General features: G+C 67.4%; 24 protein-coding genes and 1 tRNA gene. 19 read left to right on the plus strand and 6 right to left on the minus strand.

All coding sequences use genetic code 11. From position 1 onward, the window contains the following. Nucleotides 1–16 precede the first annotated feature (16 nt). On the plus strand, nt 17–235 hold the full coding sequence (locus WV31_RS12915; RefSeq protein ID WP_085373947.1) for a helix-turn-helix domain-containing protein: 219 nt from the start codon (nt 17–19) through the stop codon (nt 233–235). Nucleotides 236–368: 133 nt separating this feature from the next. On the opposite strand, the gene WV31_RS12920 is transcribed toward WV31_RS12915, so the two are convergent. Next, nucleotides 369–443 (minus strand) — tRNA-Gly (locus WV31_RS12920). 189 nt (nt 444–632) lie between these two features. On the opposite strand from WV31_RS12920, the gene trxA reads away from it, so the two are divergent. The 5 genes from trxA to ybaK are packed head-to-tail and all read left to right on the plus strand — an operon-like array spanning nt 633 to nt 3,381. Further along, nucleotides 633–1,571 carry a thioredoxin gene (gene trxA / locus WV31_RS12925; protein ID WP_168185939.1) on the plus strand — a complete coding sequence of 313 codons (939 nt, stop codon included), beginning with the start codon at nt 633–635 and terminating at the stop codon, nt 1,569–1,571. Nucleotides 1,572–1,578: 7 nt separating this feature from the next. Next, a complete protein-coding gene (locus WV31_RS12930; RefSeq protein WP_085373949.1) occupies nt 1,579–2,238 on the plus strand; it encodes an LON peptidase substrate-binding domain-containing protein in 660 nt (219 codons plus the stop codon). 12 nt (nt 2,239–2,250) lie between these two features. Beyond that, complete coding sequence (locus WV31_RS12935) at nt 2,251–2,448, plus strand: Trm112 family protein (protein WP_085373950.1); 198 nt, start codon at nt 2,251–2,253, stop codon at nt 2,446–2,448. Further along, the gene (locus tag WV31_RS12940) at nt 2,445–2,897 is read left to right on the plus strand and encodes a gamma-butyrobetaine hydroxylase-like domain-containing protein (protein ID WP_085373951.1); all 453 of its coding nucleotides are present in this window, start codon (nt 2,445–2,447) and stop codon (nt 2,895–2,897) included. The genes WV31_RS12935 and WV31_RS12940 overlap by 4 nt, the downstream gene beginning before the upstream one ends. 10 nt (nt 2,898–2,907) lie before the next feature. Next, nucleotides 2,908–3,381 carry a Cys-tRNA(Pro) deacylase gene (gene ybaK, locus WV31_RS12945; protein ID WP_085373952.1) on the plus strand — a complete coding sequence of 158 codons (474 nt, stop codon included), beginning with the start codon at nt 2,908–2,910 and terminating at the stop codon, nt 3,379–3,381. Between the two features lie 117 nt (nt 3,382–3,498). Here the strand turns inward: ybaK and WV31_RS12950 are convergent, their stop codons facing one another. Beyond that, nucleotides 3,499–4,722, minus strand: a complete 1,224-nt coding sequence (locus tag WV31_RS12950; RefSeq protein ID WP_085373953.1) for a UbiH/UbiF/VisC/COQ6 family ubiquinone biosynthesis hydroxylase — start codon at nt 4,720–4,722, stop codon at nt 3,499–3,501. Between the two features lie 332 nt (nt 4,723–5,054). On the opposite strand from WV31_RS12950, the gene WV31_RS12955 reads away from it, so the two are divergent. The 6 genes from WV31_RS12955 to WV31_RS12980 all read left to right on the plus strand — a co-directional run bounded on the left by WV31_RS12955 (nt 5,055) and on the right by WV31_RS12980 (nt 12,745). After that, the gene (locus WV31_RS12955) at nt 5,055–5,393 is read left to right on the plus strand and encodes a P-II family nitrogen regulator (RefSeq protein WP_008621271.1); all 339 of its coding nucleotides are present in this window, start codon (nt 5,055–5,057) and stop codon (nt 5,391–5,393) included. Between the two features lie 343 nt (nt 5,394–5,736). Then, nucleotides 5,737–7,095 (plus strand): ammonium transporter, encoded by a 1,359-nt coding sequence (locus tag WV31_RS12960; RefSeq protein WP_085373954.1) that lies wholly within the window; start codon nt 5,737–5,739, stop codon nt 7,093–7,095. 189 nt (nt 7,096–7,284) lie between these two features. Then, on the plus strand, nt 7,285–8,484 hold the full coding sequence (locus WV31_RS12965; RefSeq protein ID WP_085373955.1) for an aminotransferase class I/II-fold pyridoxal phosphate-dependent enzyme: 1,200 nt from the start codon (nt 7,285–7,287) through the stop codon (nt 8,482–8,484). A gap of 7 nt (nt 8,485–8,491) precedes the next feature. Then, nucleotides 8,492–10,912 carry an FtsK/SpoIIIE family DNA translocase gene (locus WV31_RS12970; protein WP_085373956.1) on the plus strand — a complete coding sequence of 807 codons (2,421 nt, stop codon included), beginning with the start codon at nt 8,492–8,494 and terminating at the stop codon, nt 10,910–10,912. A gap of 64 nt (nt 10,913–10,976) precedes the next feature. Further along, nucleotides 10,977–11,618 (plus strand): LolA family protein, encoded by a 642-nt coding sequence (locus WV31_RS12975; RefSeq protein ID WP_237051289.1) that lies wholly within the window; start codon nt 10,977–10,979, stop codon nt 11,616–11,618. A 335-nt stretch (nt 11,619–11,953) separates the two neighbouring features. Next, a complete protein-coding gene (locus tag WV31_RS12980; protein ID WP_085373958.1) occupies nt 11,954–12,745 on the plus strand; it encodes an exodeoxyribonuclease III in 792 nt (263 codons plus the stop codon). A gap of 16 nt (nt 12,746–12,761) precedes the next feature. On the opposite strand, the gene WV31_RS12985 is transcribed toward WV31_RS12980, so the two are convergent. Beyond that, a complete protein-coding gene (locus WV31_RS12985) occupies nt 12,762–13,391 on the minus strand; it encodes a response regulator transcription factor (protein WP_085373959.1) in 630 nt (209 codons plus the stop codon). Between the two features lie 169 nt (nt 13,392–13,560). On the opposite strand from WV31_RS12985, the gene ribA reads away from it, so the two are divergent. Beyond that, nucleotides 13,561–14,673 carry a GTP cyclohydrolase II gene (gene ribA / locus WV31_RS12990; RefSeq protein WP_085373960.1) on the plus strand — a complete coding sequence of 371 codons (1,113 nt, stop codon included), beginning with the start codon at nt 13,561–13,563 and terminating at the stop codon, nt 14,671–14,673. 145 nt (nt 14,674–14,818) lie between these two features. Then, nucleotides 14,819–15,862, plus strand: coding sequence for a hypothetical protein (locus WV31_RS12995; protein WP_085373961.1), 1,044 nt, complete (start codon nt 14,819–14,821; stop codon nt 15,860–15,862). 3 nt (nt 15,863–15,865) lie between these two features. On the opposite strand, the gene WV31_RS13000 is transcribed toward WV31_RS12995, so the two are convergent. Further along, on the minus strand, nt 15,866–16,516 hold the full coding sequence (locus WV31_RS13000) for a YggS family pyridoxal phosphate-dependent enzyme (RefSeq protein ID WP_085373962.1): 651 nt from the start codon (nt 16,514–16,516) through the stop codon (nt 15,866–15,868). Nucleotides 16,517–16,545: 29 nt separating this feature from the next. Between WV31_RS13000 and WV31_RS13005 the strand changes: the two genes are divergently transcribed. Continuing rightward, nucleotides 16,546–17,145: a thiamine phosphate synthase gene (locus WV31_RS13005; RefSeq protein WP_085373963.1), complete on the plus strand. Its 600-nt coding sequence runs from the start codon at nt 16,546–16,548 to the stop codon at nt 17,143–17,145. A 122-nt stretch (nt 17,146–17,267) separates the two neighbouring features. Here WV31_RS13005 and WV31_RS13010 read toward each other — a convergent pair whose 3' ends face one another. Together WV31_RS13010 and WV31_RS13015 are read right to left on the minus strand one after the other, a co-directional pair. Then, entirely contained in the window at nt 17,268–18,800 is a 1,533-nt protein-coding gene (locus WV31_RS13010; RefSeq protein WP_085373964.1) for a tetratricopeptide repeat protein, read from the minus strand. A gap of 68 nt (nt 18,801–18,868) precedes the next feature. After that, nucleotides 18,869–20,167: a porin gene (locus WV31_RS13015; RefSeq protein ID WP_085373965.1), complete on the minus strand. Its 1,299-nt coding sequence runs from the start codon at nt 20,165–20,167 to the stop codon at nt 18,869–18,871. Nucleotides 20,168–20,478: 311 nt separating this feature from the next. On the opposite strand from WV31_RS13015, the gene WV31_RS13020 reads away from it, so the two are divergent. The 4 genes from WV31_RS13020 (at nt 20,479) to holA (ending at nt 25,266) form a co-directional block, all read left to right on the plus strand. Then, nucleotides 20,479–21,027: a DUF3576 domain-containing protein gene (locus WV31_RS13020; RefSeq protein WP_085373966.1), complete on the plus strand. Its 549-nt coding sequence runs from the start codon at nt 20,479–20,481 to the stop codon at nt 21,025–21,027. A gap of 72 nt (nt 21,028–21,099) precedes the next feature. Beyond that, on the plus strand, nt 21,100–23,688 hold the full coding sequence (leuS, locus tag WV31_RS13025; protein ID WP_085373967.1) for a leucine--tRNA ligase: 2,589 nt from the start codon (nt 21,100–21,102) through the stop codon (nt 23,686–23,688). Beyond that, the gene (gene lptE, locus WV31_RS13030) at nt 23,675–24,244 is read left to right on the plus strand and encodes an LPS assembly lipoprotein LptE (protein ID WP_085373968.1); all 570 of its coding nucleotides are present in this window, start codon (nt 23,675–23,677) and stop codon (nt 24,242–24,244) included. Before leuS ends, lptE begins: the two co-directional genes overlap by 14 nt. Further along, the gene (gene holA / locus WV31_RS13035; protein WP_085373969.1) at nt 24,244–25,266 is read left to right on the plus strand and encodes a DNA polymerase III subunit delta; all 1,023 of its coding nucleotides are present in this window, start codon (nt 24,244–24,246) and stop codon (nt 25,264–25,266) included. The genes lptE and holA overlap by 1 nt, the downstream gene beginning before the upstream one ends. The last annotated feature ends 3 nt before the right edge of the window (nt 25,267–25,269 follow it).

Below are 25,269 nucleotides of genomic sequence, written 5' to 3' on the forward strand. Positions count from 1 at the left end.
CGGGCGACCTCTTGCCATGGATATGCGCAAGTTGGTCGGACGAAACGTCAGACGGGCACGTCAAGAGAAGGGGCTGACCCAGGAGCAGCTTGCCGATGCCTCTGGCTTTACTCAGCAATATCTGAGCGAACTGGAGACGGGTCGTAGAAATCCGACAATCGTCTCGCTTTACGAGATCGCCTCTGCGCTGGGCATCAGCCACGTTGAATTGGTGAAGCCAGACGGTAATGAATGAGGAAATTCGGTCGGTTGGGTCCGAGTAACCACGGAGTAACCGAGACCTTCCAGGCATCTGTCGGCTGATGGTTTAATCGGACCCAAAAACGCGAAAAGCCGCGATCTCTCGCGGCTTTCATCTTGAAGTCCGATGGAGCGGGCGAAGGGATTCGAACCCTCGACCCCAACCTTGGCAAGGTTGTGCTCTACCCCTGAGCTACGCCCGCTCAATTCGGCGTGTTCGCTGCCGTTTCCAGCGGCGAGGCCCGGATAATACGAAAAGAATCGGCCGACGCAAGCACTTTTTCGCAGGCTTTTTTCCGGGGCTGCAAATGGCCGGGTTTGGACTTGCCACGGCGGCGGCAACGGTCCATCTATTGCGGGTCGTACCCGCCACCTCGAGGGACCGTAGCATCATGGACCTGATCTTCAATTCCGGAGCCCAGGGCGCCGCCCCGGGTGGAGCCGCGCAAGGGCAGCCGGGCGAACTGATCAAGGACGCCACCACCGCCACCTTCGTGGCCGATGTGATCGAGATGTCCCAGAAGGTGCCGGTGATCGTCGATTTCTGGGCGACGTGGTGCGGACCGTGCAAGACCCTGGGGCCCGCCCTCGAAAAGGTGGTGCGCGAGGCCCGCGGCGCGGTGCGCATGGTCAAGGTCGACGTGGACAAGAACCAGGACCTGGCGGCGCAGCTGCGCATCCAGTCGGTTCCCACCGTCTACGCCTTCAAGGGCGGCCGCCCGGTGGACGCCTTCACCGGCGCCCAGCCGGAAAGCCAGCTCAAGGAATTCGTCAAGCGTCTGATCGCCGGCAGCGGCGCGGGACCGACCATCGACGACTACATCGCCGAGGCCAGGCAGGTGCTGGACGACGGCGATCCCCAGACGGCGGCCGGCATCTTCAACCAGATCCTGCAGGAAGCCCCTGACAACGCCTCGGCCATGGCCGGGCTGCTGCGCTGCCTGATGGCGGTGGGCCAGAACGCCCAGGCGGAATCCATGCTGGCCCGCCTGGCCCCGGAAATGGTCCGCCATCCCGAGATCGCCGCGGTGGCCACCGCCCTGGAACTGGCCAAGAGCGCCGGGGGCGTGGGCGAGGCCGCCGAGCTGCGCCGCCGGCTGGCCTCCGACGCCGACGACCACCAGGCCCGCTACGATCTGGCGCTGGCCTATTACGCCGCCGGCGAGGGTGCGGCGGCGGTGGACGAGCTCCTCGAGCTGTTCCGGCGCAACCGCGCCTGGAACGAGGACGCGGCGCGCAAGCAGCTGGTCAAGCTGTTCGAGGCCTTCGGCCCCACCCATGAGCTGACCGTGGCCGGGCGCAAGCGGCTGTCCACCCTGCTGTTCAGTTAAGGCCGCCATGCAGGCCGACCGCCCCTTGCGCATCGACGACCTGCCCCGCGACCTGCCGGTCTTCGCGGTGTCGGGCGCCATCCTGCTGCCCAAGGGCACCGCGCCCTTCATGGTGTTCGAGCCCCGCTACCTGGCCATGGTCGACGATTGCTTAGGGATGGGTCGCCTGTTCGCCCTGGTCCAGCCGCGCGACGACAAGGACAAGGGCGGCACGGTGCCCGGCCTCTACGATACCGGCTGCCTGGCGCGCATCACCGCCTTCGGCGAGACCGGCGACGGCCGCTACCTGATCACCGCCACCGGCATCTGCCGTTTCCGCCTGGCCGGCGAGGTGGAGGGCCGCGCCGGCTATCGCCGGGTGCGGACCGACTATGTCCCCTATGCCGCCGACCTGGACGGCAGCGACACCGGCCCGGTGGACCGGCGCGGCCTGCTGTCCATCGTGCGCGCCTATCTGGGGGGGCTTGGCATGTCGGCCGACATTGCCCAATTGGAAAAGGCCGACGACGCCGATCTGACGGTCCGTCTGGCCATGGCCTGCCCCTTCGCGCCCGCGGAGAAGCAGGCCCTGCTGGAAGCGGCCAGCCATGCCGAGCGCTGCCGCCTGATGACCACCTTGATCCAACGGGAGCTGCTGAACGAAAGCGGCGGCTCCTCGATCCATTAGGAGCGATCGTCCATGCCCGAGCGTGTTTCGGCCTTCGATACCAAGCTGCTGGAAATCCTGGTGGCTCCCGGCACCCATGCGCCGCTGCGCTATGACGCGACCGCCCAGGAGCTGATCGACGACAAGGGCGGACTGGCCTATCCCATCCGCGACGGCATCCCGATCATGCTGATGGACGAAGCCCGCGCCATCGAAGGAGACGCGCGATGACCATGCCCGCCGAACGCCCCTGGCCCGAGGAAATCAAGGTCGACAAGGCGGCGCGCACCCTGAAGGTCGCCTTCTCCGACGGCAAGACCTTCGTGCTGCCGGCCGAGCTGCTGCGGGTGGAAAGCCCGTCCGCCGAGGTCCAGGGTCATTCCCCCGACCAGAAGCAGCTGGTTTCCGGCCGCATGCATGTGGGGATCATCGGCGTCGAGCCGGTGGGCAATTACGCCGTCAAGCTGGTGTTCGACGACCTGCACGACAGCGGCATCTATTCGTGGGACTACCTCTACGCGCTGGGCGCCAACCAGGACGCCATCTGGGCCGATTACCTGGCCGAGCTGGAGGCCCTGGGCCTGTCGCGCGACCCGGCGCTCAGCAAGGCGCCGCCGCCCAAGGCGCACGGCTGCGGCGGGGGTGGCGGGTCCAAGTCGGGCGGCTGCGGCTGCGGCTGAAACCACTCCCATGTCGAAGACGACGCGGGCGACCCAGGCGCTGGACAAGGCGGGAATCGCCTACGAAGTCCGCCTCTACGAATACGACGGCAACGCCGACAAGGTGGGCATGCAGGCGGCCGAGGCTTTGGGCGCCGATCCCGCCATGGTGCTCAAAACCCTGATGGTGCTGGCCGACGGCAAGCCGGCTTGCGTGGTGGTGCCCTCCGATCGCGAGGTTTCCATGAAGAAGCTGGCCGCCGCCCTGGGGGCCAAGTCGGCCCAGATGATGAAGCCCGCCGATGCCGAACGCGCCACCGGCTACGTGGTGGGCGGCATCTCGCCCTTCGGCCAGAAGAAGACTGTCCCCACCGTGATGGAAGAAGCGGCCTTGGCCCATCCCAAGGTGTTCATCAACGGCGGGGGAAGGGGTGTGCAGGTCCACCTGTCGCCGGCCGACGCGTTGCGCGCCTTAAGGGCCAAATCGGCGGCGGTGGTGGCGTAGTATTTGGGGCTTTCGCCCCAAACCCCAATCGGGAGAAATCTCCCGAACCCTCTCTCGTTTCAAAAAACTGGRGGTCCGGAGGCTGTGCCTCCGGGCGGGTACGGGCGGCAGCCCGGTCTAAAGAGCTTCGCCCTTCATCAGGCGCGGCAGGTCGCCCACCAGGCCCATGGCGTGGCGCATGAAGAAGCGCTTGGTGTGGCCCAGCTGGTGAACGCCGGCGAGTCCTAAGCGGCGCAGATGCTTCAACGGCTCGATGTCGTTGGAGAACAGGCGGTCCAGACCGTCGGTGAGGCCCAGCATCAGCATGGTGTCGAAGCGCCGCCAGCGCTGATAGCGTTCCAGCACGTCCGGCCCGCCGGGATCGAGGCCGAGGCGCAGCGCATCGGCGATGACCTCAGCCAGGGCGGCCACGTCGCGGATGCCCATGTTCATGCCCTGGCCGGCGATGGGATGCATGCCGTGGGCGGCATCGCCGATCAGGGCCAGGCGGTGGTCGATCATCCTGTCGGCGAATTGCAGGGTGAGGGGATGGTGGAAGCGCGCGCCCTCCACGCGGATGTCGCCCAGGAAGCCGCCGACCTTGGCGGCCAGCTCGGCGCGGAAGGATTCGTCGTCCTGGCCGCAGATGGCGGCGGCCACGTCGTTTCCTTCAGTCCACACGATGCCGCTGCGGTTGCCGGCCAGGGGCAGGATGGCGAAGGGCCCGGCGGGCAGGAAGCGTTCGTGGGCGATGCCGTGATGGGGCTTGTCGTGGGCCATGATGCAGACGATGCCGCTTTCATGGTAGTCGCGCCGCGTCACCGTGATGCCTGCCTGATTCCTCAGCATGGAGCCGCGTCCGTCGGCGGCCACCGCCAGGGCGGCGTGGATCTGGCGGCCGTCCTCCAGCTCCGCCTCGACCCGGTGGGCCAAGCGCTCCAGGCGCTTCAGCCGGGCCGGGGCCAGCAGGCTGACCGAAGGGGCGCGGGCCAGTGCCCCCAGCAGCTCGCGGCGGATGGCCGGATTGGGGACGATCCAGCCCAGGGGATCGTCGCCGATGTCCCGGTGGTCGTAATGCAGGTAAAGGGGCGAGGAATCGTCGGTGACGCGGATTTCCAGGATCTCGCCCGCCTCGTCCTTCATGCCGTCCCAGGCGCCGGCGGCGGCGATCACCTTGCGCGCCGTATAGGCGATGGCGATGGCGCGGGAATCCGATCCCGGCCGGGCCAGGGCCTCGGGCGTCGCGGCCTCGACCACGGCGGTGCGGATGCCGGCCTTGCCCAGCGCGCAAGCCAGCAGGGCGCCGACCGGACCGCCGCCATTGATCAGGACATCGACGCGCAAGGGGGAAGAACGGCTCATGAGACTTGTTCTGCCACCCCTGGCGGGCGGGCGCAAGCGGGGCAATGGATTAGGCAATCGCCGCCGAAACAGGCAAACGGGGGGGAAAAGCGCCCAAGATTCGAGCGGACATCAGCCGTCCGTCTCCTCCAACACCTTGGCAAAGCGGTATTTTCCATCAATTTCTGATGAACCGTCGATTTCGGCATGCGGCTTGAATGGGAAGGGGAAGCGGAACATTCGCAAGAAGGCTTGCGACCGATCAACCGTGATTCGTTTTTCCGGCCCGCCAGATCATCGGCGGATTCCGCACCGGGATGACGGATCCTCAAGAATCGCATGGGGACCCAGAGATGAAGCTGATCATGGCCATCATCAAGCCCTTCAAGCTCGACGAAGTTCGCGAAGCCCTGACGCCGCTGGGCGTCCAGGGCCTGACCGTGAGCGAGGTCAAGGGCTTCGGCCGCCAGAAGGGCCAAACCGAAATCTATCGCGGCGCCGAATACGTGGTGAACTTCCTGCCCAAGGTGAAGATCGAGGTCGCCGTCAACGACGACCTGGTGGACCGCGTGGTGGAAGCCATCCAGACCGCCGCCCGCACCGGCAAGATCGGCGACGGCAAGGTGTTCGTCACCGAGATCCAGCAGGCCTATCGCATCCGTACCGGCGAAAGCAACGCGGAAGCGCTTTGACATTTCCGTATTGCGGTGCAAGCCCTCGAAGCCCGGAAGGCCCAATCCTTCCGGGCTTTTGTTTTGTCCGCCGGCGGGGATGAAACGCCTGCGATTGAAGCATTTTCCACGCAATATTAGCGCCGCACAAATTTTGACCACGGCCCGATTTACCTGCCCAAAACTTCATCATGGGCGCGGCCATCCACGGAGCGCCGGCGGTGGGTGGGGGGAAAAATCGCGGAATTCCGGGCCTTTCCGGCACTTGGCACGGTTCTTGTTACTGAGAGGGCAGTCGATCGTGCCCGAGGATCATCAAAGGCCGATCAAACCATTCATTCGCTGAGCCGCTTCGGGGGTAACCATGAGCAATCGTTTGAAGTCCGTCCTGTTAGGCGTAGGCCCCGCGCTCGGCCTGACGCTTCTCGCCTCGGTGGCGGGCGCCGAGGAAGCCGCCGCTCCGGCCGCTGCCGCCGTCGCCGCCGCTCCGACCGCGGTCGATACCGGCAACACCGCCTGGATGCTCACCTCCACCGCCCTGGTGCTGCTGATGACCATTCCCGGCCTGGCGCTGTTCTATGCCGGCATGGTGCGCAAGAAGAACCTGCTCGGCACCATGATGCAGAGCTTCGCCATCACCTGCGTCGTCACCCTGCTGTGGGTGATCGTTGGCTACTCGCTGGCCTTCACCGGCACCAGCCCCTTCATCGGCGGCATGGAGCGCTTCCTGCTGGACGGCCTCGAGAAGGGCTCGCTGGCGTTGCCCAACGCCATCCCCGAATCGGTCTTCATGATGTTCCAGATGACCTTCGCCATCATCACCCCGGCCCTGATCACCGGCGCCTTCGCCGACCGCATGAAGTTCTCCTCCATGCTGGTGTTCATGTCCGTGTGGCTGCTGGTGGTCTACGCCCCCATCTGCCACTGGGTGTGGATGATGGACGAGAAGGGCACCGCCACCGGCTTCCTGGGCGCCATGGGCGTGCTGGACTTCGCCGGCGGCACCGTGGTGCACATCAATGCCGGCATCGCCGGCCTGGTCGCCTGCCTGGTCATCGGCCCGCGCAAGGGCTACGGCACCGACAACATGGCTCCCCATAACCTGTCGCTGTCCATCATCGGCGCCGCCCTGCTGTGGGTGGGCTGGTTCGGCTTCAACGCCGGTTCCGCCGTGGCCGCCGACGGCCGTGCGGGCATGGCCATGGCCGTGACCCAGGTGGGTGCCGCCGCCGCCGCCGTGTCGTGGATGTTCGCCGAGTGGCTGCTGCGCAAGAAGCCGTCGGCTCTGGGCATCATCTCGGGCGCCGTGGCCGGTCTGGTCGCCATCACGCCTGCCGCCGGCTTCGTGGACGTCAAGGGCGCCATCGTCATCGGCCTGGTGGCCGGCGTGGTCTGCTACTGGGGCGCCACCGGCCTCAAGCATGCGCTGAAGTACGACGACTCGCTGGACGCCTTCGGCGTGCACGGCATCGGCGGCATCACTGGCGCCATCCTGACCGGCGTCTTCGCGGTCGAGAAGATCGGCGGCACCGCCGGTCTGCTGGAAGGCAATGCCGGCCAGGTCATGACCCAGGTCTACGGCGTGCTGATCACCGGCGTCTATACCGCAATCGTGTCGTTCATCCTGCTCAAGGCCATCGATCTGGTCATGGGCCTGCGGGTCACCGCCGAGGAAGAGCGTGAAGGCCTGGACATCGCCCTGCACGGCGAGACCGTCCACTGAGAACCCTCAGCCTTCCCGTCGCCGCGGGAGAGAGGCCGAGGAGGGCGCCGGGGAAACCCGGCGCCCTTTTAGTTCATGTGCTCCCCCCTTCCCCAGCTTGGCTTGGCCGGTCCCCTTTCCCTTTGGGCCGGAGGGCAAATTGAGGTAATGAATGTTCCACCAACGTTTGCCTGAGCCTGTGCCGGACCCATGACCATCGCGCCCCATCTCGACGCCCGCCTCGACGGCCTGCCCGACTATCCCTTCGCCCGGCTGGCCAAGCTGCTGGGTGCCCCGGCCAAGCCCGATTCCATCGTCATGTCCATCGGCGAGCCCCAGCACAAGCCGCCCGCCATGGTGGCCGAGGTGCTGGCCGCCAACGCGGGCCTGTGGGGCAAGTATCCGCCGGCCAACGGCCCGGCCGAGCTGCGCCGGGCGGTGGTGGACTGGGCCGGGCGGCGCTATGGCCTGCCCGAGGGGCTGATCGATCCGGAAAAGGCCGTCCTGCCCGTGGCCGGCACCCGCGAGGCACTCTACCTGATCGCCCAGGCGGTGTGCGGCGACCGGGGCGGCGAGCGGCCGCTGGTGCTGCTGCCCAATCCCTTCTACCAGGTCTATGCCGGGGCGGCGGTGATGGCCGGGGCCCATCCGGTCTTCGTGCCCGGCGCCGAAGGCCCGGCCAGCCAACCCGATTATTCCACCCTGCCGCCCGACCTTTTGGACCGTACGGCCCTGGCCTATCTGTGCAGCCCGGCCAATCCGCAAGGCATGGTGGCCGATGCCGCCCTGTTGGAGCGCCAGGTGCTGACGGCGCGCAAGCACGGCTTCGTGCTGGCCGCCGACGAGTGCTATTCCGAGATCTGGGACAAGGCCCCGCCGCCCGGCGTGCTGGCCACCTGCGCCGCCCTGGGCGAGGGTCTGGCCAATGTCATGATGTTCAATTCGTTGTCGAAACGGTCCAGCGTGCCGGGCCTGCGCTCCGGCGTGGTGGTGGGCGACGAGACGGTGATCCACGCCTTCGCCCGCCTGCGCTCCTATGGCGGGGCGGCGACGCCGCTGCCCATCGCGGCGGCGGCGAGCGCCCTGTGGCGGGACGAGGCGCATGTGGTCGAAAGCAACGATCTCTACCGCGCCAAGCTGGACGCGGCCGAGCGCATCCTGGGCGGCCGCTTCGGCTTCTACCGCCCGGCCGGCGGCTTCTTCCTGTGGCTGGACGTGGGTGACGGCGAGGCGGCGGCGGTCAAGCTGTGGCGCGAGGGCAATATCCGGGTGCTGCCCGGCGCCTATCTCGCCGCCGAGGATTCCGAGGACGGCAATCCCGGCAGCCGCTTCATCCGCGTCGCCCTGGTCCATGATCTGGCCACCACGGAAAGCGCGCTGACCCGTCTGGCCGAGATTCTGGGAGGATAGGGGAAAGATGGCGGCTCCATCGCGCAAGACCATGCCGTCGGGCGGGTTCCTGCCGCGGGGAACCGTGGACTTCCTGCGCCGCCGCCTGACGCAAGCGGGCGGCCTCGCCCTGCTGGCTTTGGGTGCGGCCGGTCTTGCCGCCCTGGGCACCGCCGATTCCCACGACCCCAGCTTCGACACCGCCGCCAGCGGTCCGGTGATCAACGCGCTGGGTCGTCCCGGCGCCTGGTTCGCCGATTTCCTGTTCCAGGCGGTGGGCTGGGGCGGAGCGGTACTGGCGCTCACCTGGGCGGTGTGGGGGTTGCTGGTGCTGGTGCGGGTGAGGTTGCCCGGCCACTGGCTGGTGCGCCTGATGATCCTGCCGCCCACCATGGTGCTGTGGGGCCTGGCCCTGGCGGCGCTGCCCCTGCCCGCATTGCCGTCGCTGCCCGCCGGTCCCGGCGGCGCGCTGGGATTGCTGCTGGTCAAGGGCCTGGGCCTGCTGTTGCCGCCCGAGTTCGCCTGGATCGCCGGTCCCGCCGCCTTGCTGGTCGCCCTGGGAGCCACGGTGTTCGTGCTGGGCCTGACCGGGGCGGAATGGGCCGGGCTGGGGCGCCGGTCGCTGGACATGGCCAGCGCCGCCGGCCAGGCGGCATCCCATTTGCGTGCCCATCCCTTCGCCGAGCCCGAACCCGGCATCCGCCGCGTCGATCCGGTACTGCGCCCGGTGCCGGCCCGCGCCGAGCCCGCCTTCTCGCCGCCGCCTCCCGACGAGGACGAGGATGACGACGATCCCTTCGTGCCGCCGCCGCTGGACGAGGCGGCCGAACCGCCCCGGCCGTCCGGCTCCCTGGTCCAGCCCAAGCGCCCGCCGGTAACCCCGGGCAAGCGCGAGCGCGCCGCCCGCCAGGGAACACTCGATCTGGGCGCGCCGCCGCCCGGCTCGGGCTACCAGCTGCCGCCGCTCACCTTGCTGGCGCCCGCCCCCGACCAGGGCGGGGCGCGCATCAACCAGGACGGCCTGGCCCAGAACGCCCGCCTGCTGGAAGAGGTGCTGTCGGATTTCGGCGTCAACGGCAAGGTGGTGAAGGTCCGCCCCGGCCCGGTGGTGACGCTCTACGAGCTGGAGCCGGCGCCCGGCACCAAGACCAGCCGGGTGATCGGCCTGGCCGACGACATCGCACGCTCCATGAGCGCCCTTAGCGTACGCATCGCCACGGTGCCCGGACGCAGCGTCATCGGCATCGAGCTGCCCAACCAGAAGCGGGAAACCGTATTCCTGCGCGAATTGCTGGCCGCCGAGCAGTTCGAGAAGGCCTCGGCCAAGCTGACCCTGGTGCTGGGCAAGGATATCGGCGGCGCGCCGGTGATGGTCGACCTCGCCCGCATGCCCCACCTGCTGATCGCCGGCACCACCGGCTCGGGCAAGTCGGTGGCCATCAACACCATGATCCTGTCGCTGCTCTACCGCCTGACGCCGGAAGAGTGCCGCATCATCATGATCGATCCCAAGATGCTGGAACTCTCCGTCTATGACGGCATCCCCCATCTGCTGGCTCCGGTGGTCACCGAGCCGGGCAAGGCGGTGGTGGCGCTGAAATGGGCGGTGCGCGAGATGGAAGACCGCTACCGCGCCATGAGCCAGCTGGGCGTGCGCAACATCGCCGGCTACAACCACCGCCTGGCCGAGGCCCGCGACCGCGGCGAGGTGCTGACGCGGACGGTGCAGACCGGCTTCGACCCCGAGACCGGCAAGCCTCTGTACGAGGAGCAGACCCTGGCGCTGGAGCCGCTGCCCTTCATCGTGGTCATCGTCGACGAGATGGCCGACCTGATGCTGGTGGCGGGCAAGGACATCGAGGCGGCTGTGCAGCGTCTGGCCCAGATGGCGCGCGCCGCCGGCATTCACATCCTGATGGCCACCCAGCGCCCGTCGGTGGACGTCATCACCGGCACCATCAAGGCCAATTTCCCCACCCGCATCTCCTTCCAGGTGACCAGCAAGATCGACAGCCGCACCATCCTGGGCGAGCAGGGCGCCGAGCAGCTGCTGGGCCAGGGCGACATGCTCTACATGGCGTCGGGCGGCCGCGTCACCCGCGTGCACGGTCCCTTCGTCTCCGACGACGAGGTGGAAAAGGTGGTCGAACACCTGCGCTCCCAGGGCGAGCCGTCTTACGTGGAGGCGGTTACCGAGGAAGAGCAGGGCGAGTTCGGCATGGGCGGCGGCGAAGGCGGGGGCGGTTCGGGCGACGAGCTCTACGATCAGGCGGTGGCCCTGGTCTGCCGCGAGGGCAAGGCCTCCACCTCCTTCGTGCAGCGGCACCTGCAGATCGGCTATAACCGCGCCGCCCGCCTGATCGAGCGCATGGAATCCGAAGGCGTGGTGGGCAAGCCCAACCATGTGGGCAAGCGCGAGGTTCTGGCCCGGACCGGGGTGGAGTATTAAGGGCCACATTTCCTCCACAATTCGGGGGTCTATGTGGTTTTTTCGAGCAATGGAACGGATGGCGATGAGACGGATTCTTCTTCTGGCCCTGGCGGCGGTTTTCGTGACGGCAGCCCAGGCCGCGCCCCCGGCGCGCACGCCGCTGTCGGCCCAGGACAAGGCCGACATCGCCCGCGCCGAGGAGTATCTCAACGGCGTCACCACGCTCAAGGCCCGTTTCCTCCAGGTCTCGCCCAACGGCACATCCGTCGAGGGCGACGCCTATCTGTCGCGGCCGGGCAAGCTGCGGCTGCAATACGATCCGCCCAGCCCGCTGCTGGTGGTGGCCGACGGTTCCTTCCTGATTGTCCATGACAGCCAGCTGGGCGAACCCAGCTACATTCCCCTGGGCTCGACCCCGGCCGGCATCCTGGTCCGTCCCGGCGTCAAGCTGGACGGCGGCGACGTGGCGGTGACCCGGGTGACCCGCCAGCCCGGCGTGGTGCGCATCTCGGTGGTGGAAGCCGACGACGCGGCGGCCGGCGAGATCACCCTGGTGTTCTCCGACAAGCCTTTCGCGCTGCGGCAGTGGCTGGTCAAGGACGCCCAGCATCAGGTGACCACGGTGTCGCTGTATCAGGCCCAGAGCGGCCTTTCCCTGGATTCCAAGCTGTTCGAGTTCAAGAATCCCAAGTTCACCGCGCCCTCGCTCAACACCGGCAACTAAGCCATGCGTCGGGCGCATGGCTATCATGCGTCGGCCGCACCTGTGAAGGGAAGAACGGCACCCCAGATTCCAAGGAGCACGGCCGCGACTGCAACGGTCCGGCCCTGCGGGGTTGGTTTCCCCTGCCACCCCGCGCTCCACACGGAGCAATAGGGCGCCCGGTTACCCCCCTGACCGGGCGCCCTTTTCGTTTATATATCCCTCAGTCGCCGGGCGCCTCGCCTGTGGCGAGGCTTGGCTTTCTCGGCATAAGCCGAGGCGGCCCTTGGCCTTGCCTCCTCGCCATGGGCTCGTCGGAACCCGTCCCTTGCCAAGCAAGCTGGAGTAATCACGTCGTGCGTCTCGTCACCTGGAACATCAATTCGATCCGCCTGCGTATCGACCTGCTGCGGCAGGTGGCGTCGGTGATGAACCCCGACATCGTCTGCCTGCAGGAGATCAAGGTGGACGACCCGCTGTTCCCCCTGGACGAGTGCCGGGCGATGGGATTTCCCCACGTCGCCTTCCACGGCATGAAGGGCTATAACGGCGTCGCCATCCTGTCGCGGCGGCCCATCGCCGAGGCCCGGGCGCTGTCGCGCTGCGGCCGCGACGACCGCCGCCATCTGATGGCGCGCCTGGACAACGGGGTCGAGGTGCACTGCCTCTACATTCCGGCCGGCGGCGACATCCCCGACCCCGACCTCAACGACAAGTTCGCCCACAAGCTGGACTTCGTGCGCGAGGTCACCCAATGGGCGGCGGCGACCTTCACCCCGGACTCCCGGGCGATCCTGGCCGGGGACTTCAACATCGCACCCCTGGAAAGCGACGTGTGGTCGCACAAGCAGCTGCTCAAGGTGGTCAGCCACACTCCGGTCGAGGTGGAGCTGCTGAACGCCTTCCAGGCCTCGGTGCCCTTTATCGATGCGGTGCGCCACTTCGTGCCGCCCGAGGAGAAGCTGTTCACCTGGTGGAGCTATCGCTCGCCCGACTGGCAGAAGAACGATCGCGGGCGGCGTCTCGACCATGTCTGGGTGACGCCGGCCCTGGCGCCCACCTTGCGCTCCACCCTGGTGGCGCGCGAGGCCCGCGCCTGGACCCAGCCCTCGGACCACGTACCGGTGATGGTGGATTTCGATCTGTAGCGAGTGGCTGGGCTGCTCAGGAAAGGCTTTCCAGCCGGTAGCCGCCGTTCTCGCTGACCAGCACGCCGCCGCCCAGCTTGCGGCGCAGCTTGTAGATGTGGGTTTCCAGGGTATGGGTGTCGATGCCGGCCCCATAGCCCCAGACCTCGTCCAGCAGGGTCTCGCGGGCCACCACCTGCCCGGCGGCACGGTGGAGCCGGGCCAGGATGGCGGCTTCCTTGGCAGTCAGGCGGACCATGGCGCCGGCCGTCCCGTTCAGGACCGAGCGGCTTTCATCGAATTGCCAGCGGCCGATGGCCAGACCGGCCGGACGGGCCAGCAATTCGCGGATGCGGGCCGCCAGGACGGGCAGGCGCAGCGGCTTGGGCAGCACGGCCTCGATACCGCAACAGCGCGCGGTGGCGGCGGCGCCCAGCAGCAGCAGGGGCAGGCCGATTCCCGCCTCGCGCAGCTTGAGGCAGAGGGCCGGGCCGTCCAGGGCCTCGTCGATCACCGCAAGGTGGTGGTTCGGGGCCTGTTCCAGGACCTCGGCGGCCTCGGCGACCTGGGTCACGGTCCACCCGGTGACCTGGCGCAGATGGCCGGCGACACCCTGGCTCAAGGGGGCGTCGGCGATGGCGAGGAGGATGCGGGAGCGAGATGTCATGTCCGGCCCTTGTGACACTCCCCCTATATCACACCCCCCCCCTATATCACCCTCCCTTTGTGTCATGGCGATGGCGGCACGACGACGGGGTTGGGGCCAAGCGAGTCGGATTGGCTTTTCCATTTCAAAGGCTGTATGGTTCCGGCCGGCCGAAAAGCAAAGCCCGTTCATGACCCGAAGCCTCGATATCACACCCAAGCCGGAACTTGCGGCGCCCCCCTCGCTCATCGCCGTGGATCGCGCCATCGCCGAGCTGCGCCGCGGCGGTCTGGTCCTGGTGGAGCATGCCGAGGGCAAGGCGCTGATGATGGCGGCCGAGGCGGTGTCGGACGAAAGCCTGGGATTGCTGGCGGCAGGCAGCGGAAGCGGCGTCCTGCTGGCCCTGACCGGTCGCCGGGCCGGTGTGCTGGGCCTGGGCGATACCGAGGCCGGGGTGTTCCGGGTCGCCGCCGCCAATGGTTTTGATACTCAAACGATTGCCTGGCTGGCCGATCCCGGCGCCCGTTCGTTGCCCATGCCGGTGTTCTCGACCCTGGATGCGCGGCGCGCCGGCGGCCTGGACGAGGCCTGCGTCGCCCTGGCCAAGCTGGCCCGCCTGTTGCCGGCCGCGGTCCTGGCCTTGACCACCCATTCTCCGGCCCAGGTGGTGCGGGTGGCGGCGGCGGAGGTCACCGGCTATCAGGAGAACGCCGCCCGCTCGCTGCGCCAGGTCAGCCAGGCCCGCGTGCCGCTGGAGAATGCCGAGAACGCCCGCATCGTCGCCTTCCGTCCCTCCGACGGCGGCATCGAGCATCTGGCCATCGTCATCGGGGACCCCGATCCCGACCAGCCGGTCCTGGCCCGGCTGCATTCCGAATGTTTCACCGGCGATCTGCTGGGCTCCTTGCGTTGCGATTGCGGCGACCAGCTGCGCGGCGCCATCGCCGAGATCGCCCAGACCGGCAGCGGCGTGCTGCTCTACCTCGCCCAGGAAGGCCGCGGCATCGGGCTGGTCAACAAGCTGCGGGCCTATCAGCTGCAGGATGACGGCTTCGACACGTTGGACGCCAATCTCCAGCTGGGCTTCGACGACGACGAGCGCATCTACCTGCCGGCGGCCCAGATGCTGCGCCTGCTGGGCATCGGTCGGGTGCGGCTGCTCACCAACAATCCCATGAAGGTGGACGCCCTGGCCCGTCACGGCGTCGAGGTCACCGAACGGGTGCCGCACGTCTTCCCCTCCAATGATCACAATCAGGGCTACCTGCGCACCAAGGCGACCCGCAGCGGGCATCTGTTCTGATCGTCTCCCGGCAGGAATTGCCGTCCGGTTTTTGCCCCATGGCGGCTTCTGCCGGGCCTCTGTCGGCAAAAATACAATAAAAACAATACGATAAAACTGGCATCCCGGTTGCAAAGATGATGGCATCTTTGATCCGAGGTGCGCCATGTCGCTATCCGCCGTGTCTTCCTACCAGCCGTCCAGCCTGATGATGGATACGCTGGTGCCGACCCTGCCCACCGAGAACGCGGTGACGGCGGCGGAGGCGGCCAGGGCGAGGGCCAACCCGGACGCCAAGCAGCTGACCATGTTCGCCGAGGGCGACGAAGAGATGTCGTTCTGGGACTTCCTGGACGTCATCAACCCGCTGCAGCACATTCCCATCGTCAACAACCTCTATCGCGAGGCCACCGGCGACAAGATCGGCGTTGCCGCCCGTCTGGTGGGCGGCACCCTGTTCGGCGGGCCGCTGGGCCTGATCGCCTCGGCCGCCAATTGCATTCTGGAGGAATCCACCGGCCACGATGCCGGCGGCCATGTGCTGGCCCTGTTCCGTGATGAGGATCCCACCACCGGCACCGGCACCGCCCTGGCCGCGACGCAGGAGAAGGCGCCGGCGGCGGAAGCCCAGGCTGCCCGCCTCGAGACTTCCATGCCGCAGCAGAGCCAGGTCCTGGCCGCCGCCGCCGAACCCAAGGCTGCGGATGCCAAGGCCGCCGATGCCGCCAAGGCCCAGCCGCTGCTCATGCCCGATCTGGTGGGCGGGGACGCCCAGCCCGTCGTCGCCGCCACGGCGGTCAAGCCGGTGGCCGCCGCCGCCGCCGCTCCGGCCCAGACCGCCACCGAACAGGTGGCCGCCGCCGCCAACCGGCCCATGTCCCTGGGCCGTGAATCGCGCCTAATGCCCATTCCCGGCCGGACCACGTCCCTGGCCACCCAGAGCCCCCCGGCCATCGGCACCACGGTGTCCAGCACCGGCTACCGGTCCAACGCGCCCATCGCCGGTCATCGCCCCAACGCCCAGCGCGCCACCTCGGCGGCCATGGCGCAGCAGATGGTGGCGGCCCAGGCGGATGCCGGCGCCCCGGGCGTTGCCGCCGGCGCGCAATCGGGGGATTGGTTTTCGGCATCCATGATGCAGGCCATGGACAAGTACGAGAAGTCGTCGCGGCTGGGCCGCCCGACCACAACCACTGTTACGGAGCAGTAACGGTTAGCCCCGATGGCCGAAGATGGCCGAGCCCACCCGCACATGGGTGGCGCCCTCGGCGATGGCCGCTTCGAAATCGCCGCTCATTCCCATGCTGACCACGCCCAAGCCGTGGCGGGCCGCCAGGCCGGCCAGCAGGCGGAAATGGGGGGTGGGATCTTCCTTAGCCGGCGGAATGCACATCAGCCCGGCCAGGGGGAGGCCGTATTCATCGCGGCAGATGGCGACCATGGACTCCACCTGATCGGGATCGATGCCGGCCTTCTGCGGCTCGCGGCCGGTGTTGACCTGGATCAGCACAAGGGGGCGGCGGCCGCTGCGCCGCATCTCGTCGGCCACGGCGCGGGCCAGTTTGGGCCGGTCGATGGTCTCGATGACGTCGAACAGGGCGACGGCGTCACGCACCTTGTTGGTCTGCAAGGGGCCGATCAGGTGAAGCTCGAGCTCGGGATGGTCCTTGCGCAAATCGGTAAACTTGGCCTTGGCCTCCTGGACCCGGTTCTCGCCGAACACCCTTTGCCCGGCCGCCAGGGCTTCGCGCACCGCCTCGGCCGGATAGGTCTTGGCAACCGCCACCAGGGAAACGGAACGCCCCTGCGCGGCGGCTTTGATACGGGACTGGACGGCATGAAGACCGGCGGTGATGGCGGACAAGACGGGGATTTCTCCGATAGAATGCGGACATGACCGTAGCAAACCGCCGCACCCGACTCAACACGCCCTCCCGCATCACGCCCGGTTGGGTGGTGCTGGTGACCGACGACCAGCGCCTGCCCGACCCGCGTGCCGCCATGGGGCGGTTGCCGCCGGGGGCCGGGGTCATCCTGCGTCATTACGGAAGCGAAAGGCGCCAGCCCATGGTTAGGGAAGTGGCGGCCCTGGCGCGGCGGCGCCGTCTGGTGCTGCTGGTGGCCGGCGACTGGCGGTTGGCCGCCGAACTGGGCGCCGATGGGCTTCATCTGCCCGAGGGAATGGCCCGCCACGGCCTGCTGGCCGGCGCCTTGGGCTGGGTCTGGCGGCGCAGGCGCCTGTTGCTGGTGGCCTGCCATGGGCCCATGGCTCTCGGGCGGGCCAGGGATCTCGGCGCGGATGGAGCCTTGCTGTCGCCGGTGTTTCCCACCGCCAGCCATCCCGGCGCGGCGACCATCGGGCCGGTTCGCTTCGGCCTGTGGGCGCAGCGGGCGAGAATACCGGTCATCGCACTCGGCGGCATGACCCGCCAACGCCTGCGGCATTTGCCGGGGGCGGTGGGCATGGCGGCGATCGGGGGGCTTGTACCGTGATTTCATTGGGCTGTCGCCCAACCCCGCCCGGGGCGATGCCCCGGACCCCCTTCTAATTTACGAATAATAGAAAGGTTTGGAGGCATCGCCTCCAACCGGGGGTCGGGGCGGGAGCCCCGATATCAAAGCGTCCCGATGGCGTCGGCGATGGCGGCGGCCACCGGGCGCCAATCGCCGACGCCCGGCTGGCGGAACAGACGCGCCGTGGGATACCAGGGCGAATCTGTCCGCTTGTCCAGCCAGCGCCACTCGGGATAGGCCGACGCCATCAGCCATAGGGGGCAGCCCAGTGCTCCGGCCAGATGCGCTGTCGAGGTATCCGACGACACCACCAGATCGCAGGCCTTCATCAGGGCGGCGGTACCGAGGAAAGCCCCGGCGGCATCGCAATCCTTGGGTAGCGGGTTGAGCGGAAAGGGGGCCATGTCCACCCGCTCGTCGCCGCCATGGACGCTGAAGAAATCCACCCGGTCGGCCACCGCCGCCAGCGGCTCCAGATGCTCCAGCGGTACCGAGCGGAAGTGATCCAGATCATAATCGGGATTACCCTGCCAGTTGATGGCCACGGCCAGCCTGCCGGGCCGGCGAATGCGGCGGCGCCATTCCGCCACGGCGTCATCGGGGGCTTGCAGGTAGGGGACGCGGCCGGCGCCGAAGGGTTCGGTCGGCCACAGCAGCAGCGGCAGGCTGGCGATGCCGACCTTGTGATCATGGGGGGGCTCGGGCGTGCCCAGGACGTGGTACTCCAGCCGGGGATGGGTGGCGAAACACACGCGCAGCATGACCCCCAGGCGGGCGGGCAGGGACAGGACGACCCGGGCGCCCCGCTCCAGCAGGGGCAGGACGAAGCGGATATACTGGAACGTATCGCCTGCGTATTGATCATGGTCGATCAGGAGTGTCTGCCCTTCCAGGTAATCGGGAAGGTAGGCGAAGGGGCGATCGTGGCGGGATTCATAATCGGCCCAGCCGATGGCGTACTCTTCCTGGCGCAGCGCCGCAAAGCCACGGTTGAAGCGCGCCTGGACATTGTTCGGGGCCAACTCCACCGCCCGGTCGAGGGCTGCGCGGGCGGCGGTAACCTCGCCCTTCAGCAGATGGGCGTTGCCGCGATTGATCCATGCCCCCACATGGCCGGGATGGGCGGCCAGGATCCGGGCACATAAGGCAAGGGCCTCGTCGGCCTGGCCCGCCAGATGCAGGGCTGAGGCCAGGGTTGCGGCGATATCGGGATTTTCGGGGGCCAAATCCAGGGCCTGGCGCAATTCCACTACCGCCTCGGGGTAGCGGCGGGCGGACTGCAGCACTTCGCCCAGGGTCAGCCGGAAGGAAAGTTCGGCCGGAGCGGCGGCAATGGCACGGCGGATGGATGCTTCCGCCTCTTCATGGTCATCGGGACCGTTCGTCCGGGCCAGCAGGGCGCGGGCGAGGTTGGCGTGGGCGGCGGGATTGGATCCGTCGATGCCGACGGCGTGACGGATGTGCCGGGCGGCGGTATCGGCCTGCCCCAGCTGGAGTCTCGCGCATCCCAGCAGATGCCAAAGCCTGGCATTGCCGGGCTCGGCGGCGAGCAATTCTTCGGCGAGGTCGGCGGCCTCGGCGGGGCGGCCCTGGCCCATGAGCAGAACGGCCTGTTCGAAACGGGAGGTGGTCATCGCGGGCTCGTGAAAAGAAAGAGGGCGGCCGAAGCCGCCCTCCCCCATAACAAGGTGTCGACGTCCGATTAGAAGGACAGCGACAGACCGGTCATGGCAGTCCAACCGGAGTTGGAGTAGGCCTTGTTCTGGTTGGCGGTCACGCCAGCCAGACCATCGCGCTGGTCCTTGTACTCGATGTAACCGATCGAGGCGAGGACGTCCACGCCCGGGCCGAGGTTGTACTTGCCCGAAGCCTGGTAGGCGTCGATGGTGTCGTCCTTGTTGTTACGGATGGTATTGTTGGTGATACCAATGACCGAGGAATGGAAGTAGGCGAACGACACGGCATACGGGCCGGAGGCGTACTGCAGACCCACGTCGTAGGCGGTGCCGCCGAAGTCGAGCTCGTAGACGTTAGCCTTGGTGTTGCCGGAGGTGGCGTTGCCGACCTGCGAGGCACCGGACAGAGCCGCGGAGCTGTTGCCGCCGTTGCGACGGTCATCAGAGGCACGCTGCACCGAACCACCCAGGGTGAAGCCGGCATACGACAGCTGAGCGCCGTAAGCCTGCTGAGTGAAGGCGTTTTCAGCCTTGTTGGCCACGGCCTTCAGGTCAACCCAGACGTAACCAGCCGAAGCCTTCACACCCACCGGGCCGAAGGTATTGGAGTACAGAGCGCCGCCGCCCCAAGCTTCCAGACGGTCGTTGCCGTTGCCACGGCCGTGCTGGCCCAGCGAGCCAGCAGCAGTAGCGCTGTTGCGCACCGCGTTCGGGATGTACGAAGCGCCCAGGGTCAAACCGTAGAAGGACGGAGCAACGTAGGTCAGCTTCTCGGCCTTGTCGTCGCTGATGATCTGGGTGGTGTTCGACGAGGTGGTGTAACCCACGCGCTGGTTCATGCCCATCACGCCGCCCGGACGGGTGATCGCCCAGTTGCCCAGCATCACGCCACCGCTGGTGAAGTTGCCGGCGGCATCCGGAGCCTGCACGTGCAGCAGGGCGGTGCCGTTGTTGTGCATACCGGCCAGGACCTTACCGAAGCCACCCTCGACCCAGGCGTAGCTGTTGTCGATGACGTCGGTGACGTTGTCGGAGTGACCACCGGCAACCAGGTCAAAGCGCACGCCGACCTTCAGGCCGTTGTCCAGAGCGGTCGAACCGTCGAAGGTGATCAGGTTGAAACCCTTGACGTCCAGGTTCTGGCGATAGGAGCCAGCGCCCAGGCCAGCCTGCTCCTGGAAGTCCTGGTCCTGCCAAGCGCCGACGACCCACCACTTGGAGAAGCCGGACATGTTCAGCTTGATCTTCTCAGCGGCGGAAGCAGCGCCGGCGGTCATCATGCCAGCGGCCACCAGCGCGGTGCTGGCGAAAAGAATCTTCTTCATGGTATCTCCTCTCTTTGGCCTTGCGATGTCGACCCCCAATGGCCGTACCCGCTATCCAAATGAACGAACGGTCGCCATCACGCCATGGTCTGCCGTCACAGTCAAGCAAGGCGGCCGGGGTCCTGTATCGAAAACTCCGCACTGTGGCATCGTTGCAACACAGCGCGAAGTCGGAGCCGGCCGGGCGTTACCGCTTGCAGGGTAGGCGCCTCTCGTAGCATTGTTGCCTGTCGCGACGGCGGGTGCCTGCCGTCGGAGGCATTTCGCGTGCCAAACAGGCCGCGCGCTGGCGCGGCGGGGTGAAGACGGTGATGACGAGGAAGATTTCGGTGGGCGGAAAGATTTTGACGGGCGCCGTGGCGCTGCTCGGCGCAACCCTTGTCCTGTCGGCCTGCGACAAGACCCAGGCGGTTTTCCCCGATAAGGACAAGGGCGATTCGGCCCCGCGCATGTCCAACGAGAAGCGCGAGACCATTTTCGGGCCGGAAGGCCTGTTCGGCAAAAGCAAGCCCGAGGGCGAGGGCGTGGGCATCGGCGTCAACGCCTTCCTGTGGCGGGCGTCGCTGGACACCGTGTCGTTCATGCCCATCACCACGGCCGACGCCTTCGGCGGCACCATCATCACCGATTGGTACCAGCTGCCCGAGACGCCGAGCGAGCGCTACAAGGTCAACGTCTTCATCCTCGACCGGACGCTGCGCGCCGATGGCGTCAAGGTGTCCCTGTTCAAGCAGGTGCGCGACGGATCGGGCGCTTGGGTCGATGTCCGCGTCGATCCCAAGATGGTCGTCGATCTGGAAAACTCGATCCTGACCCGGGCCAGGCAGCTCAGGGTCGTGTCGAGCGAACCGACGCAATAAGCAAGAGATGCGGGCGGCCCGTCAGTGCCGCCCGATCCTGTGATCTTCCCACCAGAAGCAATGGATAGGCCCATGTCGCGCCCGGAAGGCATCAGCGGCGACCGCTATAACGTCAAGGAAACCGAAGCCCGCTGGCAGAAGGCCTGGGAGGAGAAGCGCTGCTTCGAGGCCGAGGTCGCGCCGGGCAAGCCGAAATACTATGTGCTGGAGATGTTCCCCTATCCGTCTGGGCGCATCCACATGGGGCATGTGCGCAACTACACCCTGGGCGACGTGGTGGCGCGCTATAAAAGGGCGCGGGGCTTCAATGTGCTGCACCCCATGGGCTGGGATGCCTTCGGCCTGCCCGCCGAGAACGCCGCCATCCAGAACAACGTCCACCCCGCCAAGTGGACGCGCGAGAACATCGCCGCCATGCGCGAGCAGCTGAAGTCCATGGGTCTGTCCTATGACTGGCGGCGCGAGGTGGCCACCTGCGAGCCCGAATACTACCGCCACGAACAGAAGATGTTCCTCGACTTCCTCAAGGCCGGGCTGGTCTACCGCAAGGAATCCTGGGTCAACTGGGACCCGGTGGAAAATACCGTGCTGGCCAACGAGCAGGTGATCGACGGGCGCGGCTGGCGCTCGGGCGCATTGGTGGAAAAGCGCCTGCTGTCCCAGTGGTTCCTGAAAATCACCCATTACGCCCAGGACCTGCTGGATTCGCTCGCCACCCTGGAGCGCTGGCCCGAGCGGGTGCGGCTGATGCAGGAGAACTGGATCGGCCGTTCCGAAGGGGCCCGGCTGATGTTCGACCTGGCCGGCCGTTCCGACCGGCTGGAGATCTTCACCACCCGTCCCGACACCCTGTTCGGCGCCAAGTTCGTGGCCATCGCCGCCAACCATCCTTTGGCCGCCGAACTGGCGGCGGGCAATCCGGCGCTGGCCGAATTCGTCGCCGAGTGCAACCGCATGGGCACTTCGGAAGCGGCCATCGAGACCGCCGAGAAGAAGGGCTTCGATACCGGCTTGAAGGCGGTGCATCCCTTCGACCCCGATTGGACCTTGCCCATCTATGTGGCCAATTTCGTGCTGATGGATTACGGCTCGGGCGCCATTTTCGGCTGCCCCGCCCACGACCAGCGCGACCTGGATTTCGCCAACAAATACGGCCTGGGCTGGACCCAGGTGGTGGAGCCCGCGTCCGACCGGGACGCGGTTCTCGCCGCCATCGCCGGGGGCGAGGCCTATACCGGCGACGGCAAGGCCATCAATTCGCAGTTCCTGGATGGTCTGGCGGTGGACGAGGCCAAGGCCGAGGCTATCCGCCGCATCGAGGAGATGGGCCGCGGCGAGCGCACCATCAATTACCGCCTGCGCGACTGGGGCGTATCGCGCCAGCGCTATTGGGGCTGTCCCATTCCGGTGATTCATTGCGAGTCCTGCGGCACGGTGCCGGTGCCGGCCGAGCAGCTGCCGGTGACGCTTCCCGAAGATGTCAGCTTCGACAAGCCGGGCAATCCCCTGGACCACCATCCCACCTGGAAGAACGTGGACTGCCCTTGCTGCGGCAAGCCCGCCCGGCGCGAGACCGACACCTTCGATACCTTCTTCGAATCCAGCTGGTACTTCGCCCGCTACACCTCGCCGGATCGTACCGACGTGGCCTTCGACCGGCCGGCGGCGGATTACTGGATGAGCGTGGACCAGTATATCGGCGGCATCGAGCATGCGGTGCTGCACCTGCTCTATTCCCGTTTCTTCACCCGCGCGCTCAAGGATTGCGGCTATCTCGGCGTCAAGGAGCCCTTCGCCGGCCTGCTGACCCAGGGCATGATCTGCCACGAGACCTACAAGTCCGCCGATGGCGCCTGGCTGTTCCCGACGGAAGTGGTTTCCAGCCCCGACGGCAAGCTGGTCCATGCCGAAACCGGCGCCCCGGTGACCGGCGGCCGGTCCGAGAAGATGAGCAAGTCCAAGAAGAACGTGGTCGATCCGGCCGGCATCATCGATGGCTATGGCGCCGACACGGCGCGGCTGTTCATGCTGTCGGATTCTCCGCCCGAACGCGATCTGGACTGGACCGAGGCCGGCATCGACGGCGCCTGGCGCTACGTCAACCGCCTGTGGCGCATGGTGGCGGCGGCCGAACTGCCCGCTTCCGGCACGCCCATGCCCGAACTGGGCGAGCAGGCCGCCAAGACCCGCCGCCTGGTCCACAAGACCATCGCCCAGGTGGGCGAGGATCTCGAGCGCTTCCACTTCAACAAGGCGGTGGCCCGCATCCGCGAGATGACCAATGGGCTGGGCGAATTGCCCGCCGGTCCGGCCGATGCCGCCTGGGTGCTGCGCGAGGGCCTGGAAGCCGCCGCGCGCCTGATCGGCCCCATGATGCCGCATCTGGCCGAGGAGATGTGGCTGGCCCTGGGCGGTTCCGGACTGCTGGCCGAGGCGGCCTGGCCGGTGGCCGATCCCACCCTGCTGGTCGAGGACAGCGTCACCGTCGCCGTGCAGGTCAACGGCAAGCTGCGCGCCACCATCGAGCTGCCCAAGGATGCCGACGCCGCCCTGGCGGAGCAGACGGCGCTTGCGCAACCCCAGGTGATTTCGGCAATGTCGGGAAAGCCCGCGCGCAAGGTCGTGGTCGTACCCAATCGGATCGTCAATGTGGTGGTCTAGAGCCTTTCTTCTCGTTGCTGTCTTGGTGCTGGGTCCGGCGGGCTGCGGCTTTAAGCCCATGTACGGCACGCCATCGGGTGACGCATCCGCCGTGGCCGTGGATCTGGCCGCCATCCGCATCGATCCCATCAAGGACCGCATCGGTCAGCAATTGCGCAACGCCCTGGTGCAGCGCCTGTCGCCGCGTGGTGAGGCGGCAGATTATTCCTATACGCTCAAGGTCCAGTTGAGCGAATCGGTGAACAATCTCGGCTTCCGCAAGGATACCTTCGCCACCATCGCCAACCTCAGCATGTCGGCCCAGATTCTGCTCAGCGGCAACCAGACGACGATTCTGAGCGACTCGGTCACCACCACCGTATATTTCGACCATCTTGGTCCCCGCTATGCCAGCGTCGCCACCGAGCGTGACGCTGAAGAGCGGGCGCTGGTCCAGCTGGCCGACGATATTCGCAACCGCATCACGGCGGCGATACAGCGCTATCACGCCAATCCCAATGACGAGTACTACCGGCGGCGCAGCCTCTTCCGGGACACCCAGGACGAGGCCCCCTGATGAAGCTTGCTGGATCGCGGGCCGAGGCGTTCCTCAAGGCGCCGGATTCCGCATTCCGCGCCGTTCTGGTGTTCGGCCCCGACCTCGGTCTGGTGCGCGAAAGGGTGCAGCGGCTGATCCGTTCGGTTGTTCCCGATGTCTCCGACCCCTTCCGGGTCGCCGAACTTAGCCCCGCCGCGCTCAAGGAAGTACCCTCCCGGCTGGCCGATGAGGCCGCCGCCATGGCGCTGGGCGGCGGGCGCCGGGTGGTGGTGTTGCGCGATGCCGGCGACGCCCAGACGGCGGCGGTATCCTCCTTCCTGGCCCGGCCCATGGGCGATGCCCTGGTGGTGATCGAAGGTGGCGAGCTGGGGCCGCGCTCCAGCTTGCGCAAGCTGTTCGAAGGGGCCGACAACGCCGCCGCCCTGGCCTGCTACGGCGACGAGGGCGGTTCGCTGGCCGGGGTGATCGGGGAAGAATTGAAGGCCGCCGGGCTGATGGCCGAGCCCGACGCCATGGCCTATCTCACCGAGCATCTGGGCGGCGACCGCCGCCTGACCCGCGCCGAGCTGGGCAAGCTGGCGCTTTACATGGGCGGCCCCGGCCGGGTGAGCCTGGAAGACGCCGTGGCCTGCATCGGCGATACCGCCGCGCTGGGCCTCGACGACCTGGCGCTGGCCACCGCCGACGGCGACCATGCCGGGGCGCAGCGGGTTCTGGACCGGCTGCTGCGGGAAGGCAACCAGCCGGTGGGAATGCTGCGTTCGGTGGCGCGGCACTTCCAGCGCCTGCACCTTGCCGCCGGATTGATGACTCAGGGCAAGTCCACCGATCAGGCCATGGCGGCGCTGAAGCCGCCGGTGATCTTCAAGGCCGCCGAGCGCTTCAAGCGCCAGCTGTCGCGCTGGCCCGCCGACCGTCTGGGCAAGGCGCTCGACCTGCTGACCGAGGCCGAGGTGGATTGCAAGACCACCGGCATGCCCGCCGCCGAGATCACCTCGCGCGCGCTGATGATGATCGCCCGAGCGGCGGCGAGACGATGATGA

Origin of the sequence: Magnetospirillum sp. ME-1 (genome assembly GCF_002105535.1) — a bacterium.
Lineage (GTDB): Bacteria > Pseudomonadota > Alphaproteobacteria > Rhodospirillales > Magnetospirillaceae > Phaeospirillum.

Bases quoted from the DNA above. Each gene is read 5' to 3' on its own strand.
- WV31_RS12915 (WP_085373947.1), top strand. From the start codon at position 17: ATGGATATGCGCAAGTTGGTCGGACGAAACGTCAGACGGGCACGTCAA.
- trxA (WP_168185939.1), top strand. From the start codon at position 633: ATGGACCTGATCTTCAATTCCGGAGCCCAGGGCGCCGCCCCGGGTGGA.
- WV31_RS12930 (WP_085373949.1), top strand. From the start codon at position 1,579: ATGCAGGCCGACCGCCCCTTGCGCATCGACGACCTGCCCCGCGACCTG.
- WV31_RS12935 (WP_085373950.1), top strand. From the start codon at position 2,251: ATGCCCGAGCGTGTTTCGGCCTTCGATACCAAGCTGCTGGAAATCCTG.
- WV31_RS12940 (WP_085373951.1), top strand. From the start codon at position 2,445: ATGACCATGCCCGCCGAACGCCCCTGGCCCGAGGAAATCAAGGTCGAC.
- ybaK (WP_085373952.1), top strand. From the start codon at position 2,908: ATGTCGAAGACGACGCGGGCGACCCAGGCGCTGGACAAGGCGGGAATC.
- WV31_RS12950 (WP_085373953.1), bottom strand. From the start codon at position 4,722: ATGAGCCGTTCTTCCCCCTTGCGCGTCGATGTCCTGATCAATGGCGGC.
- WV31_RS12955 (WP_008621271.1), top strand. From the start codon at position 5,055: ATGAAGCTGATCATGGCCATCATCAAGCCCTTCAAGCTCGACGAAGTT.
- WV31_RS12960 (WP_085373954.1), top strand. From the start codon at position 5,737: ATGAGCAATCGTTTGAAGTCCGTCCTGTTAGGCGTAGGCCCCGCGCTC.
- WV31_RS12965 (WP_085373955.1), top strand. From the start codon at position 7,285: ATGACCATCGCGCCCCATCTCGACGCCCGCCTCGACGGCCTGCCCGAC.
- WV31_RS12970 (WP_085373956.1), top strand. From the start codon at position 8,492: ATGGCGGCTCCATCGCGCAAGACCATGCCGTCGGGCGGGTTCCTGCCG.
- WV31_RS12975 (WP_237051289.1), top strand. From the start codon at position 10,977: ATGAGACGGATTCTTCTTCTGGCCCTGGCGGCGGTTTTCGTGACGGCA.
- WV31_RS12985 (WP_085373959.1), bottom strand. From the start codon at position 13,391: ATGACATCTCGCTCCCGCATCCTCCTCGCCATCGCCGACGCCCCCTTG.
- ribA (WP_085373960.1), top strand. From the start codon at position 13,561: ATGACCCGAAGCCTCGATATCACACCCAAGCCGGAACTTGCGGCGCCC.
- WV31_RS12995 (WP_085373961.1), top strand. From the start codon at position 14,819: ATGTCGCTATCCGCCGTGTCTTCCTACCAGCCGTCCAGCCTGATGATG.
- WV31_RS13005 (WP_085373963.1), top strand. From the start codon at position 16,546: ATGACCGTAGCAAACCGCCGCACCCGACTCAACACGCCCTCCCGCATC.
- WV31_RS13010 (WP_085373964.1), bottom strand. From the start codon at position 18,800: ATGACCACCTCCCGTTTCGAACAGGCCGTTCTGCTCATGGGCCAGGGC.
- WV31_RS13015 (WP_085373965.1), bottom strand. From the start codon at position 20,167: ATGAAGAAGATTCTTTTCGCCAGCACCGCGCTGGTGGCCGCTGGCATG.
- WV31_RS13020 (WP_085373966.1), top strand. From the start codon at position 20,479: ATGACGAGGAAGATTTCGGTGGGCGGAAAGATTTTGACGGGCGCCGTG.
- leuS (WP_085373967.1), top strand. From the start codon at position 21,100: ATGTCGCGCCCGGAAGGCATCAGCGGCGACCGCTATAACGTCAAGGAA.
- lptE (WP_085373968.1), top strand. From the start codon at position 23,675: ATGTGGTGGTCTAGAGCCTTTCTTCTCGTTGCTGTCTTGGTGCTGGGT.
- holA (WP_085373969.1), top strand. From the start codon at position 24,244: ATGAAGCTTGCTGGATCGCGGGCCGAGGCGTTCCTCAAGGCGCCGGAT.